The following is a 14,489-nucleotide window of genomic DNA, read 5'->3' as shown; positions in this document are numbered from 1 at the left end:
ATGGCAAAGCTCATTCTGACCCACGAAGTAACCGGTCTCGGTGCTGCTGGCGACGTTGTCGAGGTCAAGGACGGTTACGCACGTAACTTCCTGCTGCCCCGCGGTTTCGCCCTGACCTGGTCGAAGGGTGGCGAGAAGCAGGTTGAGTCCATCAAGGCTGCCCGCGCTGCTCGTGCCCACGCTTCCGTTGAAGCTGCACAGGCACAGGCCCAGGCTCTGTCCTCCAAGAAGGTCAAGCTCGAGGTGAAGGCCGGCGAGTCCGGTCGTCTCTTCGGTACCGTCAAGCCGGCCGACGTCGCTGCTGCTGTTGAGGCTGCCGGCCTCGGCGCCATCGACAAGCGCAACGTTGAACTGCCGAACCACATCAAGTCTGTCGGTTCGTACCAGGCCAACGTTCGCCTGCACGAGGACGTTTCCGCTGTCATCGACCTCGAGGTCGTTGCAAGCAAGTAGTCTCTGACTGCAAGGAAGGCCCCCGCTACCGGATTCCGGTGGCGGGGGTTTTTCTGTGCACCGAAGTGACACTTAATGCCAATGTTGATGCGGCGTCTTCAGGTGGCTAGTGCAACACCCCTGGAGTTGGAGGGGTGTCATGGTCAAGAAGTTGCCGTGGTCGGTTCGTGCGTGTGCGTATGAGCACTTGCTGGCGGGTGAGGACACGGGACGAAGTGCTGCCGCGGCTGGGGTGTCCCGGCAAGCGGTGTCGCATTGGGCGAAACTAGCGGGCATGGAACTTATCTCCGGCCCTGGTGGTGGCGTGCGTCTTCCGATGGCTTCGGAGGGGCTTTCGCGGGATAAGGAGCGAAGGTACCGGCGGCTGACTTTGGAGGACCGGGCTTATATCAAGGCCTGTCTGGGCTTGCCGGAGCCGCGTTCCATGCGACAGATCGCCAAGGAGTTGGGCGTGCATCCATCAACGGTGTCCCGGGAGATCCGCCGACACAGTATCGAGCATTGGGCCCGGCGCTATTACGACGCCGGGGTTGCCCAACACCGGGCACTGGTCCGCCGTAGACGGAACCGGCCCGTGAAGCTCTCTGCGGGAACGGCGGTGTGGAAGGAGGTCGTGGCACGCTTGAACCAGCGTTTCTCACCTCAACAGAGCGCTGCGGACCTGAAGAAGACGTTCCCCGAGCAGCCGGAGATGCACGTGTCCCACGAGTCAATTTACCAAGCCCTTTACGTGCAGGGCCGGGGTGCCTTGCGGCATGAACTTGCCGTGGAGAAGGCCCTACGTTCGGGCCGGACCGGTCGTAAGCCCCAATCAAAGCTGCCTGCCAGGAACGTAAGGCCCTGGCTTGAAGGGGCCCGGCTGAGCGACCGGCCCGCCGAAGTCCAGGACCGGGCCGTGCCCGGCCATTGGGAAGGTGATTTGGTCGTGGGTCCCGGTAACTCCGGGATCGTCACCTTGGTCGAGCGCTCCTCACGGTTCACTTTGCTGGGCCGGCTGCCGGGAGCCAGGGACAGCGCGACGGTCATCGAGGTCATGCAGAAAATGATCCACACCCTGCCCCAGGCGATCCTTAAAACGATCACCTGGGACCAAGGCACGGAAATGGCTCAACACGCCAAGTTCACAGTAGCGACCGGCTGCCAGCTGTTCTTCTGTGACCCGCACTCACCCTGGCAACGCGGCACGAACGAGAACACCAACGGACTGGTCCGCGATATCCACCCCAAAGGCACGAACTTCAACCAGGTCAGCGACGAAGAACTCGCCCACACCCAGCACCTGCTCAACATCCGACCGCGTCAAACACTCCAATGGGACACCCCAACTGAAAGACTGACCAAAATAATCGATGGTGTTGCACTAGCAAGCTGAAACCGCCTGCCTGGAACTGTCATTAACTGCCACCTCGGGGAGCGGCTAAGGCGTGTGGTGCTCCGTCATCACGTGCTGGTAGCCGGCGCGGATCATCTCTGCCAGCACATCCCGATCCACGTCGTCCAGCTTGTTGAGGTACAGGCAGGCCGTGCTCGTCTTGTGCTTGCCGAGCTCAGGGAGGAGCCTGTCGGCGTCGGGCCCTTCTGTGACGCCGTACAACACCAGGTTCGCTTTTCGCGGCGAGAACCCGACGGCGGGGGCGTCGCCTTCGCGGCCGGTCTGGTACTTGTAGTGGTAGCTGCCGAACCCGACAATCGTGGGACCCCACATGACAGCTTCATGGCCGGTGGCTTCGCGCATCATCTCCAGCAGCTCAACGCCGTCCGCACGCCGGGTAGGGTGCTCGACGGCCGCCAGGAATTCCTCGACCGACACGTCCGTGGGCTGGGTCTTGTTCTCTGCCATGATCGTAGTTTTGCAGACGCAGGTCATGGCCGCCAGCACCCCGGTGATAGCCTTCCTGGGTGACTTCAGAAGCTTTGCGCACCCGTCCGTTCCATCAAGTGGACGTCTTCTCCGACCAGCCGTACCGGGGAAACCCCCTCGCCGTCGTGGTGGACGCCGAGGGCCTCAGCACGGAGGCAATGCAGCATTTCGCCAACTGGACCAATCTCTCCGAGACCACGTTCCTCCTTCCGCCGACGGATCCCGCAGCGGACTACAGGGTGCGGATTTTTACCAGCAGCGAGGAGTTCCCGTTCGCGGGGCATCCCACCTTGGGGTCCGCGCACACCTGGCTGCAGTCCGGGGGAGTGCCAAAGGCGGATGGCGTTGTGGTTCAGGAATGCGGCGCCGGCCTGGTCCGGGTGAAGCACGACGCCGGACGGCTGGCTTTCGCCGCTCCGCCGCTGACGCGTTTCGGTCCGGTAAGCGAGACTGAACGCGCCCAACTGGCTGCAGGGCTGAGCCTTCCCGAGGCTTCGCTTCTGGATGTGTCGTGGCTGGTCAACGGCCCGGAATGGATCGGCGTGCTCCTTGAATCAGCCGAACAGGTGCTGGCCCTTGAACCTGATTTTGCCGAGATGGGCGACCTCAAGGTTGGCGTGATCGGCCCGCATGAGCCAGGTGCAGCTGCCGATTTCGAAGTCCGCACGTTCGTTCCGGGTGACGCCATGGTGGAAGACCCCGTAACGGGCAGCTTCAACGCGGGAGCGGCCCAGTGGCTGATCGGTACCGGGCGTGCACCAGCGGAGTATGTCGCGGCCCAAGGAACGGTCCTTGGCAGGGCCGGACGCATCCATGTCTCTGCCGAGGATGACGTGATCTGGATCGGTGGGGAATCGACCACCTGCATCGAAGGCAGTGTGCTGCTCTGACGTCACGGTTTCCCTGTCGTCACGCCTTCCTGGGCTTGGAGAGTACCGAGAGCATGACGATGCCCGCACTGAACAGGGCCTGGACCATCCCCACGGCCCACGGAGTGTAGCCAAGATAGAGCCCTACCAGCAGCGGAACCATGGCCAGGATGGTCACGTCGAGTCCGCGCATCAGGGAACCCAGCTGGGCGCGTGGAACGGGGCCGAAGGGCGTGTCCACCGGGGGAGCCGAACAGTCCGGCGCGGCCTTGGTGGCGGAACGGAGCGATCCCGCTCCCATCCCGATTCCTGCCAGGGCACCTACCGCAATCAGGGCAGGATCGGAAGCGCCCAAAAGAACCAGGAGTCCACTGAGGGCGGCCATCCACACGGCCATGGCCAGGCACGGCATGAGGGCACGGCTGCTGCGGACCAGCGCCGGGTGGAGGGGGAGCAACGCATCGAGTTCGGGCACCAGTGCCGCCTTGCGGGCCACGCCGCCCATGCCGGAAGCCGTAGCGCAGCCGGCGATGACGATGATGCCCAACTGCGCGAATTCGGGCAGGCCGCCTTCGACCAACAGCATGGCGACGCAGGCCACCAGCCACAGCAATGAAGGTAGCAGGGGCGGATTCAGCCTGAGGAAAGCCACAACATCCGCCCGGATCAGCGCCCGAAGCGGACCTCCGGCCGGGCGGGAGAAGAAGCCCGCCGCCCTGCCGCCGTCGACCGTTTTCCGACCGGCGCCCAGCGCACGCAGTACCTCGTTGGAATCCATCATGAACAGGGAAGCTCCGGCATGCCCGGCCACCGCCCCGCCGCGGATCAGCTCCTCGCTGCGCACCTCACCCGTGCGCGGACCCGCAAGGACCAGAAGTACGACGGCGGTGGCTCCGGCCAGCGCTGCCGGCCAGGGAGTTTCAGGGAGCGCAGGAAGGACCGCGCAGGCAAGGAGCACGACCATGGTCATCGCGCGGCCAAGCCGGGGTCGGACCATGCCGAGCTGCTGGAAGGCCGCTAACGCCACGGCGATGACCCCGGCCGCAGCAAAGGTGACTGATGCAAGAAGATGCCCAATGGGCGTGCGGTCAACAGCGGTGACCATGCTGAACGGCAGGAAAACAATGGCCAGGCCGGCCGAAGTGAGAACCACTTTGCGCAGGAATGGGGGCAGGACCATGGGGCGGCGGTCGATGGGGAGGGACAGCCACCAGGTGCTCTCAGGTCCACCCACCGTGACAGGACCGAGCTTCCGGGCGAGGTTGGCCACGATCAGCAGGAAGGCGTACGTCACGGTCGTCCACAGCACGGACTCGGGGAGGACAAGCCACTGTTCCCCGATGATGCTGCTGCCCGCGGAACTGCGGTCGGCGATCTCGTTGCGGAGGGCCAGTACGAACGAGGCCGCGATGGTCAGCGAAACGGCAATGCCAAGTCCCCAGCTGTACGCGTCGACGAAGCGTTCACTCAACGAAATCCGGCTGCGCTTGTAACGCCGGGTGGTGCTGCGGGTTAACCGGACGATCTCCGCGGCGAGGTGACGGTCCGCCGTCGAACCATCAACTGTCAGTAACTCAGGACCCGGCAATGATCGACGCTCCCCGCTCGGGCTCCAACTCGCGGACTTCATGGTCGATGACCAGGCAGGAAGAGGCCGTGGCGAGCAACAGCTCCGGATCGTGGGTCACCAGCACCACGGCACCGCCGTTCCGGGCGTGTTCAGCGATGCGCTCCCCGAGTGCCACCCGCATCATCGGATCGAGGCGCTGTTCCGGCTCGTCAAGGATCAGCAGCGAGGATGGACGGATCAGGCCTGCTGCGAGGAGGAGCCTGCGTCGTTGCCCGGAAGATAGGGCATCCGGGATCGCGTCGGCTCTGCCAAGGAGTCCGAAGAACCCGAGTTCTTCTTCCACCCGCCCTTCAGGGTCGGCTACGGAATGGCCGCGGGCAACGAGGAGCAGGTGCTCCCTGACCGTGAGCGAGGGGAAGAACAGGTCGTCGTCGAAAACGGCCGCTACCTGCCGACGGAACGGCACCGCGTCGGGATCGATGAGGAGGCCGTGGACTCTCACGTCTCCGGCCAGGGGAGCCTGGCGACCTGCGATGGTCCTGGCTACCGTCGACTTCCCGGCACCGTTCACCCCCACGATTCCGAGGACTTCGCCGGCAGCCACCGAAGCGGATACCTCTCCACACACTGGAGCTCCGGCATATCCCACAAGCAAGCCTTCGGCTTCCAGTACTGACCCCATGGTGCAACCCTACCGGCGGAACGGGCGCCGGCTCCCGGTAGCGTTGGGCATGGGGCCCGCGGAACCCGGGCGAAATGGACGAATGCGGGAGTGCCGGCTTGCCGGCGGAGTTGGAGAAATGATGAGGGACTTCGAAACCCTGATTGCGGAGGCCACGGAAGCCGACGTGGATGGCTGGGGGTTCGGATGGCTGGATAAGCGCGCCACTGAAGAGCGCCCGCCCTGGGGGTTCGTCGCGTTGCAGGCAGACCGCCTGGCCCAGGTCCGAAGCGCCCTGGACCTGGACACCGGTGGCGGAGAAGTGTTGTCAGAGGCCCGCAGCTTTCCCGAAAGGATGACAGCCACAGAGGCATGGCCACCCAACGCCGCCCGCGCCCGGGCCTTGTTGGGACCGCGGGGCGTGCAGATCGTGGAGCCAACCGCCGGCGATGCGCTGCCTTTCCCTGACGGGTCGTTCGAACTGGTCACTGCCCGGCACCCCGTCAGCCCGGACTGGAATGAAATCCACCGCGTCCTGGTCCCCGGCGGCCACTATTTCGCCCAGCACGTTGGGCCGGCGTCGGCCTTTGAACTCATCGAATATTTCCTGGGACCGCTGCCCGAGCAGCGGAAGGGCCGCGACCCGCAGGCCGAGGTTGCAGCAGCAGAAGCCGCCGGGCTTACCGTGACGGACCTCAGAACGGCCCGGTGCCGCATGGAGTTCTTTGACGTGGGTGCGGTGGTGTGGATCCTGCGCAAATGCGTGTGGTGGATCCCCGGGTTCACGCCGGAACGGTACCTCGACCAGCTCAAGGAACTGGATGGCCGGATGAGATCCGGACATCCCTTTGTTGCGCACTCCACCCGGCACCTGATCGAAGCGCAGCGGAAAGCGGGAGCAACACAGTCTGAGGACAGTTAGAGGAGTGATCGGGCCTCCAGGTCTTCCATGGCCCAGCTGAGGATTCTGAGGTCGAAGGGATCGCGTTCCAGGATCCCGAAAAGGTAGGCGTCAAAGTCCCAAAGCATGGCATTCCCGCCATTTGCCCAGTACCAAGCCCATAAATCATCAAGGGTGATCTCATGCTCAAGGACGAGTAGTCGTGCTGTCTGGCGTGAGTCCATGGGATTTCCCCGCTGCTGCCGCAGCACCACGCCGCATCCAGCTGATCGACAAAGGTTCACATCTGGGAACCCATTTTCATGGTTTCACGTTCGCTGTATATCCGAAACCCCCACGGGTTGCGAATACTATGGGAACCTCCGAGGGATACAACCGCCTGAATAAGGGACCTCGCAATGAATCAGGAGTACATCGTGGATTCTGCCCGGACCTTTGAGTCGATCGTTATCATTTTCAATCCCAACAGCACGGGGGATGCGCCTGAGCTCGCGCAGCAGTTGCAGCAGAAGCTGAAGGAACTCCTCACCTATCAGCCCGAGATCACCCTCCAGCCGACGGAGCACGCCGGCCACGCCGTGGATCTGGCGCGGGAAGCGGCAGCCAAGGGCGGGGACGTCCTTGTGGTCTCGGTGAGCGGCGACGGCGGCTACAACGAGGTCGTCAATGGCGTCATGCAGGCTGGTAACCCCAAGGCAGTATGTGCTGTCCGGGCGGCAGGCAACGCGAATGACCACAGCCGGATCATGGCCACCAAGCCCTTGGAAGAGGCCATTGCCGAGGGGCATGTCCACAACATCGACCTTCTCCGCATCCACACAGGGCAAAAAGGTGACGAACCGCTTGAATATGCGCATTCGTACATCGGCTTCGGTTTGACCCCGGTGGTTGCCACGGAACTGGAAAAGGGCAGCAAAGGCGCACTCAAGGAAATGGTCACTGTCATACAGACCTTCTCCAAATTCGAGCCGTTCGCCATCCGTTTGGCCGACGGAAAACGCCGCAAGTTCGACAGCCTGGTCTTTGCGAACATCCACGAGATGGCCAAATACGCCACGTTGAGTGAAGCCGACGGGCACCCGTCGGACGGCAAGTTCGAGGTCATCACCTTCCCGCACATGGCCAAGTGGCGCGTGCTCCTGACTGCCTTGAAGGCCACCACCCAGGGCCTGGGGGACCAGCCCAGCGTGAGCAACTACGAATTCACCACCCTCAAGCCGCTTCCTTACCAAATGGATGGCGAGGTGAAGAGCGTGGAGGCCAACGTCAAGGTCACGGTGGAGTGCGCTCCCCGCGCCCTCGCAACACTCGGATAAGGCTCTTAGCCTGCAGGTGCGCAGGCGGCGGTGACAAAGTCGTAGATGCGACCACGCAGGTCATTTGATGCCGGGACCTTTATCAGGCCTTGCCGTCCTCCGAGCCTGATCCTGAGTGGCAGGAGCGTGCCTACTTTGTCTTCGGCGACGGCATGGGGGTCGCAGCGTGCCGGGCGGATGGTCAGGGCCAGTTCCTGTTTGTCCGTGCCCACGGTGACGTTCGTGGGCCAGGGGTTACCAGGGGACTGCGCCAGCAACGTAGTCTCGTCGATCGATTCGATGGTGAGGCTTTGCGGCCCCCCGTCACGCGCGGTTGGAGTGATGATGAGTCGCACGACGGCGGTCCGTCCGTCCGTTGCCACCTTCAGCTCGGGGTCCAGCACCATGGTGGCGACGGCGGCAGCTTCAGTTGCGATGCAGAGTTCGGTTGCGTTTCTGGTCAGCACCCCGAAGGGGTCGGTGGCCTCAGTGGTTTCCTTCGTGGCTTCCTTGCCGGGTTCGGAGTACTCCAAGGTTGCTCCGGTCGGCGGCTCGGAGGTGTCTTGTGCTGCTCCGCAGGCCGCCGCAGGCAGTGCTGTGGGTACAGCTTTGGGCTGTCCCGGGGGCAGTTCGAGGCCGCTTTCGGGTCGCTGCCAGAGAATCTCTTCCTCATAGAGGGGCGAACGAAGCCGGGCAGAGGTCACTGTCAGGGGCGTGGCCGTGGTGTTGGTGAACTGGATCTGGATGGCTTGCTTGCCGTATTGGTCACGGGACTGGTTGACTTCCACGGCGATGGCTCCGGCGCTGGTGCTCGCCGAGGGCTGCGGGGAGGCGGCACCGGAGTCGCAGGCGGACAGGGCAGGCATCATCGCCGCCAGGACCAGAAACCCGGCAAGGACACGACCTTTTCGGCACACCATGCGATCAGTGTAGGTGTCGCTGGGGGCGCGGGTACGATGTCGCTGACGCACAGCTTTCAACTCCGCCCAAGGAGTTGCCATGAAAGGCGGTATCCATGTCATTCCAGGCTTACCTCGACGCCATTGAGGACAAAACAGGCCTCACGCCGCGGCAATTGGTCGAGATCGCGGAAACCAAAGGCTTCAGCGACCCCTCGGTGAAGGCGGGCACCATCCTTGAATGGCTTAAGGCGGACTACGGCCTAGGCCGCGGCCACGGAATGGCCTTGGTGCATGTCATCAAGAAGGGAGCGCAGATCGACAGCCGGCACGTGGGATCCGAGGGAAGCCACCGGGACGAGTCGGACATGCTCTGGTTGGACGGCAAGGCCAGCAAGCCGTCATCGTGACCGCTGGAGGTCACTGGCCATGAAACACTAAGCATGCTTAGCTTAGTGTCCACTGCACCATCCGTACGCGCGCAGAAAGGTTCACATGTCTACCGTGACGCAGCTGTTCAAAACCCCTGCCGCAGATGTTTGGAAGGTTGTCCAGGAGGGCTGGCTGTATTCCGGGTGGGTGGTTGGCGCCTCAAGAATCCGTTCCGTTGACGACCATTGGCCGGAGAAGGGGTCCGGGCTTCGTCACTCCGTGGGCTCCTGGCCGTTCCTCATCGACGACAGCACCCGCGTGACCGCCGTCGAACCCGGGCGGATGCTGGAGCTTCTCGCGAGGGGCTGGCCCCTGGGCGAAGCCACAGTGCGCATCACTTTGGAAGACGTTGGAGACTCGCAGTGCAGGGTTTCCATTGCTGAGGATGCCGTGCGTGGACCGGGCAAGATGGTGCCCAAGAAGCTGCGTGATCCCGTTATTGCAGTCCGGAACCGCGAAACCCTCAGGCGGCTGGAACTCATGGCCTTGGGCGGGGCCGGGCGGCACAGCTAGGAGCGCACCACCCAGTCGAAAGCGTCGGCCTTGGATCGTGCGCCCTGCGCTGACTTGGAGCGGTTCGGCTCATCAAGCTCCGCCAGCAACGTCTCCGACAACACCACGAGTTCGCCAAAAACTCCCGGGGTCAGCCAGTCCGGGCGGGTCGCGAACAGGATGTCCTCGCTGGAAGTGTTGCCGCTGGCACCCGGGGCAAAGGGGCAGCCGCCAAGACCCCCCAAAGCGCCGTCCACCATGGCAGCTCCTGCCTGGATGGCTGCGAGGGTATTTGCCACGCCCAAACCCCAGGTGTCGTGGCCGTGATAGACGATCCGGCGGGCAGGGGATTCGTCCCGCACACGTGCCACCAGTCCGGCAACCTGGGCAGGAACCGCCTGGCCCAAGGTATCGCAGATGACAATGTCCGTGGTGCCCTCGGCGCGGGGATCATTGGCAATCGAGAGTATGCGTTCTTCGGAAATGTTGCCCTCAAACGGGCAGGTAAAAGATGTTGCAATGCACAGCTGGATCTGCCCGTTCACGGCGCGTGCGTATTCGACGGCCTCGGGCAGGGCCGCCAGGCTCTGATCCGTGGTGCGGCCGATGTTCGCCTTGTTGTGGGAATCTGAGGCGGACAGGCAGTACTGGAAGTTCCGCGCCCCCGCAGCCGCTGCCTTCGCCACGTGGCCGGGGGTGGCTACCCAGATCCAGCACTTCTCCAGTTCCTCCGGCGTAAGCGCCTGGACGACTTCCAAGGTGTTGGCCATGGTGGGAACCAGGTCGGCGCGGGCCATGGAGCCGAGTTCAATGGCGGGCACGCCCAGGCGCAGCAGCTCCCGGACGGTTTCGATCTTCTGCTCAGCCGTCAGGAGCTTGCCCGTGAGTTGCAGGCCGTCGCGCAGAGTGACGTCCCGAAGGATGGCTTGGCCCAGTGTTCCGGCCAGGGGGTTCTCAACGTGGTTCATGAGCGGACTGCTTCCTCACGGCCGGCCGCGGCATCGATTTCGTCGGCACTCATCCCCAGCAGGCCGCCGAGGATCTCCTGGGTGTTCTCACCGAGGTCCGGCCCGAGGTTGCGGATAGGCAGGGATTGGCCGCCGATGACGGGCACAATCCCCGGGAACCCAACGCCGGGGATGGTCTCCTCGCCCGTGGAAACATCGAATTTCTGGATCATGTTCCGTGCCGCGTACTGGCTGTCGTCGCTGATGTCCGCCGCTGTGTAGATGGGTCCCGCGGGGACGCCGGCGGCTTCCAGCACGGCCAGGGCTTCGGCGGCAGGCAGCGTGGCCGTCCATTCGCCAATTGCCTGATCGAGCTCTTCACGCCGGGTCCAGCGCCCGGCATTGCCCTGCAAATCCGGGCGTTCGGCCAGGTCCGGGCGTCCGATGGTCTGCATGTACCGCTGGAAGATCGAATCACCGTTGCCGGCCACCACGATGCTCGCACCGTCCCCGCACACGTACGCGTTGGAAGGGGCAATGCCTTCCATCCGCCCACCCACGCGCTGACGGTCCACGCCGTAGGCCTGGTAATCCGGAATCAGTGATTCCATCATCGAAAACATGGCCTCATGCAGGGCAACGTCAATGACGCGTTCGGTGAGGGGAATGCCGGAACCCGGGTCCCGGCGTCGTGCTTCGCGTTGGAAGAGGCTCATGACGGAGCCGAAGGCGGCGTACAGTCCCGCGATCGAGTCTCCAATGGAGACGCCGACGCGCACCGGTGCGCGGTCCGGGTCGCCCACCAGGTTGCGGAACCCGCCGTAGGCTTCGGCGACGGCGGCAAAACCGGGCCGTCCGGACAGTGGACCCGTCTGCCCGAAGGCGGAGATACGGGTGACGATGAGCTCGGGGTTGGCCTCATTCAGGACTTCCGGGCCGAGGCCCCACTTTTCCAAGGTGCCGGGACGGAAGTTTTCCAACAGGATGTCGCACTTCGCCACAAGCTCCAGGACCGCCTGTTTGCCGGCATCCGTGCGGAGATCGAGGACCACGGACTTCTTGTTCCGGTTCAGCGTCCGGTAGAGCATGGAGGTGGTGCCCTTGTGGAGCCGCCAGTTGCGCAATTCGTCACCGGTTCCCGGACGTTCCACCTTGATGACTTCGGCGCCGAAGTCGGCAAGGAGCCGGCCCGCGGTAGGAGCCGCGATGTAGTTGCCGAGCTCCAGGACCCGGACGCCGTCCAGCGGGGCGATTGTTTGCTCTGTCATGGTCTTCTTTCGTGCGTGGCTGGCGAGGGCAGCAGTAGGGAACCCCTTACACTCTGGCACGGTATGGCCGGCTCCACCATCGTCACGGCCGTTGGCGGGCATTGTCGGTGACGGAAGTAGACTCACGCTATGGGTTTCCTGATCCGGACCGCCACCGAGGTGGACGTTCCCGGCATCGTCGCGGCGGAGCTGGCCGCTGGCCGGACCGCGCCCGCCGCCGCCCGGGCGTTCGGGCTGAGGATCGGCAGCGCCATCGCTGATCCCGGGCGTTTGGTTCTTGTGGCCGGGATGCCTCCGGACGTACCGGCGGGAGGAGGCTCCGCCGTCGTGGGTTGGGCCAAAACGCACCAATGGGATTTCCCGGACGGATCGGCGCCCGCCGGTCATTATCTGGCCGGCATCACCGTCCTGCCGGATTTCCGACGACGAGGGCTGGCCCAGGAGCTTACCGAAGCAAGGCTCCAATGGATTTGGCAGCAGGCCGGCGACGCTTGGTACGTAGTGAACGCCCGCAACCAGGCCTCGTTGGCACTGCACCGGAAATGGGGGTTTCGGGAGGTCGCGCGTGGCCCGGGTTTTCATACGGTGACGTTCGACGGCGGTGAGGGCGTCCTGCTCTCGGCGGCACGGCCGCTGTCCTGATCCCATCCAACGGCTCCCCGCCTTAGCATGGGTCCAGGGATGCGCCGACTGGGGGAGTGTGTGATGGGGCCTTTGGATTCGATTCAAGCCAGTGCAGGGAAAGCCGAAACGGCTCAAGTGCCACCGCGACCGAAGGTTCCACGACGTCGTACCTCACGGCTGCGGAAGCTCGAGCTGGCCATCCTGGTGGTGTTGGTCCTGGCCTTGGCTCTTTCCGCTACGCCCTGGCCCTCGGCCTTGCTCATCCGCAGTGTTTTTGAACGGGGTGCCCAAGCCACCATCGACGAGATGACGCCTTACGTTCCCGACACGCCCCTGGAAACCCAGGCCGGCGTTGTCTACAAGCCAGGCTCCACGTTTGACGTTTTCAGCCCGCAAGGCACGGCGGCTCCCCTTCCTACGGTCGTGTGGATTCATGGGGGCGCCTGGATTTCCGGGGCACAACGCGACGTCAATCCCTATCTGCAGATTCTGGCGGCCAAGGGCTACACCACGATTGGGATGAGCTATCCGATTGCGCCCGAGGCCACGTACCCGACCGCTGTGCGGGACATCAATGAAGCCCTGGCGTATATCAAGGCGCACGCCGCCGAGCTCAATGTGGACACCAACCGCATCGTCCTCGCAGGGGACTCCGCCGGCGCCCAGCTGGCCAGCCAGATGACCACGCTCACGGTGAACCCGGAGTATGCCAATCTCATGGGAATCCAGCCGGCCCTCCGGAAATCGGAGCTTGCTGCCACCATCCTGCATTGCGGTGTCTACGATCTTCGCGCCATGGCGGACCTGAACGGCATCGTGGCGTGGGGTTTCAAGACTTCCCTTTGGGCCTACACCGGCACCAAGGATTGGTCTGCCACGTATGCCGGGGCCACCATGTCCACCATCGACTTTGTTACCCCCGGTTTCCCGCCGACGTTCATCAGCGGCGGCAACGGCGACGGCCTTACCTGGCTCCAATCCGTTCCGTACAGCAACCGACTGAAGGACGCCGGGGTGCCGGTGACGGAGCTGTTCTGGCCGGCCAATCATGAGCCCGAGCTGCCGCACGAATACCAGTTCCACTTGAATTTCAGCGAGGCACAGGAGGCCCGGGACAGGACGTTCGATTTCCTGGCGCGGTATACCGCCAAAGTATCTCCATGATGGAACTATTATGGGGGAATGGCTGATTCCCCTGAACGTCGGATAACCCGCACTCCCCTCCTCTTCTGGGCTTCTGTTGTCTGTGCCGCGGTACTGGTCCTGGTGCCGGCATGGATGCTTGCGGGGAACCCGGCCGTACTGCGGGGCCACCCCTTGCTTCCGTCGCTTTTGGTGACTGCCGCCGTCGTCGGGCTCTTGTGGGGCTTGCTGCTGTGGCGGCGTCGACGCGCACTACGGCCGCGTTCTGTCGTGCGGACGGTCGGGGCCTGGCTTGGGCGCGTGGCGGTGCTGGCGCTTGTGGCAATGCTCTTCTGGCTCAATCCATTCGCGTACCAGCCACCTGCTGACCAGGCCTCAGGCCCGGCGTCCAGCTTTTCGATCACCGAGGATCCGACGTCGATCGTGCTGACTCCCGAGGCGAGTGAGGTCAGTACAGGCTTGGTGTTCTATCCGGGCGCCCGGGTTGAAGCCCGCGCCTACGTGGACCTGCTCAAGCCCGCCGCCGATGCCGGGTTCCTGGTGGTCATTCTGAAAGAGCCCCTGAACCTCAGCTTGCTGGACGGAGACCAGGCCCGCAGCGCCATGGCCGCCCACCCCGCCATCACCACGTGGGCAGTGGGAGGCCACTCGCTCGGCGGGGTGAGTGCCAGTTCCTTCGCGCTTGGCAACGCCGATGTGGACGGGCTGCTTCTGTACGCCTCCTACCCTTTGGAATCCCTCCGGGAGCGTGCGGGGCTGATGGTCGAGTCCATTTCCGGAACAGAAGATGGCCTCAGCACTCCGGCGAAGATCGAGGCCTCCCGCGACTTGCTGCCGGGTGACACCAGGTTTGTCGCGGTCCAAGGCGGGAACCATGCCTTCTTTGGAAATTACGGAGCGCAGCCCGGAGACGGTCAGCCGGGCGTGGACAGGTCCGTGGCGCAGGCGCAGATCGCCGCGGCTACTGTGGAGTTCCTGCAGCAACTCAAGACTCCGTAGGCCAGGAGGGAATACTTCCGGAAGGGCCCCTGTTCTTAGATTTAGATGCAAATGCATGTAAGCTGGATGAACAAG

17 protein-coding genes are annotated in these 14,489 nt (G+C 63.9%); 10 read left to right on the top strand and 7 right to left on the bottom strand.

Translation table 11 applies throughout. The annotated features are described in order from the left end of the window. Both rplI and JMY29_RS19880 read left to right on the top strand, forming a co-directional pair. Complete coding sequence (rplI, locus tag JMY29_RS19885) at positions 1–453, top strand: 50S ribosomal protein L9 (protein WP_018778531.1); 453 nt, start codon at positions 1–3, stop codon at positions 451–453. Positions 454–592: 139 nt separating this feature from the next. After that, positions 593–1,825 (top strand): IS30 family transposase, encoded by a 1,233-nt coding sequence (locus JMY29_RS19880; RefSeq protein ID WP_307730308.1) that lies wholly within the window; start codon positions 593–595, stop codon positions 1,823–1,825. A gap of 45 nt (positions 1,826–1,870) precedes the next feature. Here the strand turns inward: JMY29_RS19880 and JMY29_RS19875 are convergent, their stop codons facing one another. Next, on the bottom strand, positions 1,871–2,293 hold the full coding sequence (locus JMY29_RS19875) for a DUF1801 domain-containing protein (protein WP_079582314.1): 423 nt from the start codon (positions 2,291–2,293) through the stop codon (positions 1,871–1,873). A gap of 59 nt (positions 2,294–2,352) precedes the next feature. On the opposite strand from JMY29_RS19875, the gene JMY29_RS19870 reads away from it, so the two are divergent. Beyond that, positions 2,353–3,204, top strand: a complete 852-nt coding sequence (locus JMY29_RS19870) for a PhzF family phenazine biosynthesis protein (RefSeq protein WP_237567103.1) — start codon at positions 2,353–2,355, stop codon at positions 3,202–3,204. 19 nt (positions 3,205–3,223) lie between these two features. On the opposite strand, the gene JMY29_RS19865 is transcribed toward JMY29_RS19870, so the two are convergent. Together JMY29_RS19865 and JMY29_RS19860 are read right to left on the bottom strand one after the other, a co-directional pair. Further along, complete coding sequence (locus JMY29_RS19865) at positions 3,224–4,771, bottom strand: DUF6297 family protein (protein WP_237567102.1); 1,548 nt, start codon at positions 4,769–4,771, stop codon at positions 3,224–3,226. Beyond that, a complete protein-coding gene (locus JMY29_RS19860; protein WP_189076614.1) occupies positions 4,758–5,435 on the bottom strand; it encodes an ABC transporter ATP-binding protein in 678 nt (225 codons plus the stop codon). The genes JMY29_RS19865 and JMY29_RS19860 overlap by 14 nt, the downstream gene beginning before the upstream one ends. A gap of 121 nt (positions 5,436–5,556) precedes the next feature. Between JMY29_RS19860 and JMY29_RS19855 the strand changes: the two genes are divergently transcribed. After that, the gene (locus JMY29_RS19855; protein ID WP_189076622.1) at positions 5,557–6,336 is read left to right on the top strand and encodes a class I SAM-dependent methyltransferase; all 780 of its coding nucleotides are present in this window, start codon (positions 5,557–5,559) and stop codon (positions 6,334–6,336) included. On the opposite strand, the gene JMY29_RS19850 is transcribed toward JMY29_RS19855, so the two are convergent. Next, positions 6,333–6,539: a hypothetical protein gene (locus JMY29_RS19850; RefSeq protein ID WP_035734196.1), complete on the bottom strand. Its 207-nt coding sequence runs from the start codon at positions 6,537–6,539 to the stop codon at positions 6,333–6,335. The two genes, JMY29_RS19855 and JMY29_RS19850, sit on opposite strands and share 4 nt — an antisense overlap. Positions 6,540–6,713: 174 nt before the next feature. Here JMY29_RS19850 and JMY29_RS19845 point away from each other — a divergent pair, with 174 nt between their 5' ends. Further along, positions 6,714–7,631 carry a diacylglycerol/lipid kinase family protein gene (locus tag JMY29_RS19845; protein WP_229778691.1) on the top strand — a complete coding sequence of 306 codons (918 nt, stop codon included), beginning with the start codon at positions 6,714–6,716 and terminating at the stop codon, positions 7,629–7,631. A gap of 5 nt (positions 7,632–7,636) precedes the next feature. Here JMY29_RS19845 and JMY29_RS19840 read toward each other — a convergent pair whose 3' ends face one another. Further along, a complete protein-coding gene (locus JMY29_RS19840) occupies positions 7,637–8,530 on the bottom strand; it encodes a hypothetical protein (RefSeq protein WP_189076613.1) in 894 nt (297 codons plus the stop codon). A 95-nt stretch (positions 8,531–8,625) separates the two neighbouring features. Here JMY29_RS19840 and JMY29_RS19835 point away from each other — a divergent pair, with 95 nt between their 5' ends. Together JMY29_RS19835 and JMY29_RS19830 are read left to right on the top strand one after the other, a co-directional pair. Beyond that, positions 8,626–8,919, top strand: a complete 294-nt coding sequence (locus JMY29_RS19835; RefSeq protein ID WP_018779434.1) for a DUF4287 domain-containing protein — start codon at positions 8,626–8,628, stop codon at positions 8,917–8,919. Between the two features lie 85 nt (positions 8,920–9,004). Next, positions 9,005–9,454 (top strand): SRPBCC family protein, encoded by a 450-nt coding sequence (locus JMY29_RS19830; protein WP_055974117.1) that lies wholly within the window; start codon positions 9,005–9,007, stop codon positions 9,452–9,454. On the opposite strand, the gene JMY29_RS19825 is transcribed toward JMY29_RS19830, so the two are convergent. Continuing rightward, positions 9,451–10,401 carry a beta/alpha barrel domain-containing protein gene (locus tag JMY29_RS19825; protein ID WP_189076612.1) on the bottom strand — a complete coding sequence of 317 codons (951 nt, stop codon included), beginning with the start codon at positions 10,399–10,401 and terminating at the stop codon, positions 9,451–9,453. The two genes, JMY29_RS19830 and JMY29_RS19825, sit on opposite strands and share 4 nt — an antisense overlap. Further along, a complete protein-coding gene (locus JMY29_RS19820; protein ID WP_189076611.1) occupies positions 10,398–11,648 on the bottom strand; it encodes a CaiB/BaiF CoA transferase family protein in 1,251 nt (416 codons plus the stop codon). The genes JMY29_RS19825 and JMY29_RS19820 overlap by 4 nt, the downstream gene beginning before the upstream one ends. A 129-nt stretch (positions 11,649–11,777) precedes the next feature. Between JMY29_RS19820 and JMY29_RS19815 the strand changes: the two genes are divergently transcribed. From JMY29_RS19815 to JMY29_RS19805, 3 genes are all read left to right on the top strand, one after another. Beyond that, positions 11,778–12,290, top strand: coding sequence for a GNAT family N-acetyltransferase (locus JMY29_RS19815; protein ID WP_189076610.1), 513 nt, complete (start codon positions 11,778–11,780; stop codon positions 12,288–12,290). A 117-nt stretch (positions 12,291–12,407) separates the two neighbouring features. Next, positions 12,408–13,436: an alpha/beta hydrolase gene (locus JMY29_RS19810; RefSeq protein ID WP_229778690.1), complete on the top strand. Its 1,029-nt coding sequence runs from the start codon at positions 12,408–12,410 to the stop codon at positions 13,434–13,436. A gap of 18 nt (positions 13,437–13,454) precedes the next feature. Further along, complete coding sequence (locus JMY29_RS19805) at positions 13,455–14,414, top strand: alpha/beta hydrolase (RefSeq protein WP_189076608.1); 960 nt, start codon at positions 13,455–13,457, stop codon at positions 14,412–14,414. Positions 14,415–14,489: the final 75 nt, after the last annotated feature.

This window comes from Paenarthrobacter nicotinovorans (assembly GCF_021919345.1).
In the GTDB taxonomy this organism is placed as follows: domain Bacteria; phylum Actinomycetota; class Actinomycetes; order Actinomycetales; family Micrococcaceae; genus Arthrobacter; species Arthrobacter nicotinovorans.
Note: the sequence above shows the minus strand (reverse complement) of the source record. Positions and strands in the feature narration are given on the sequence as shown.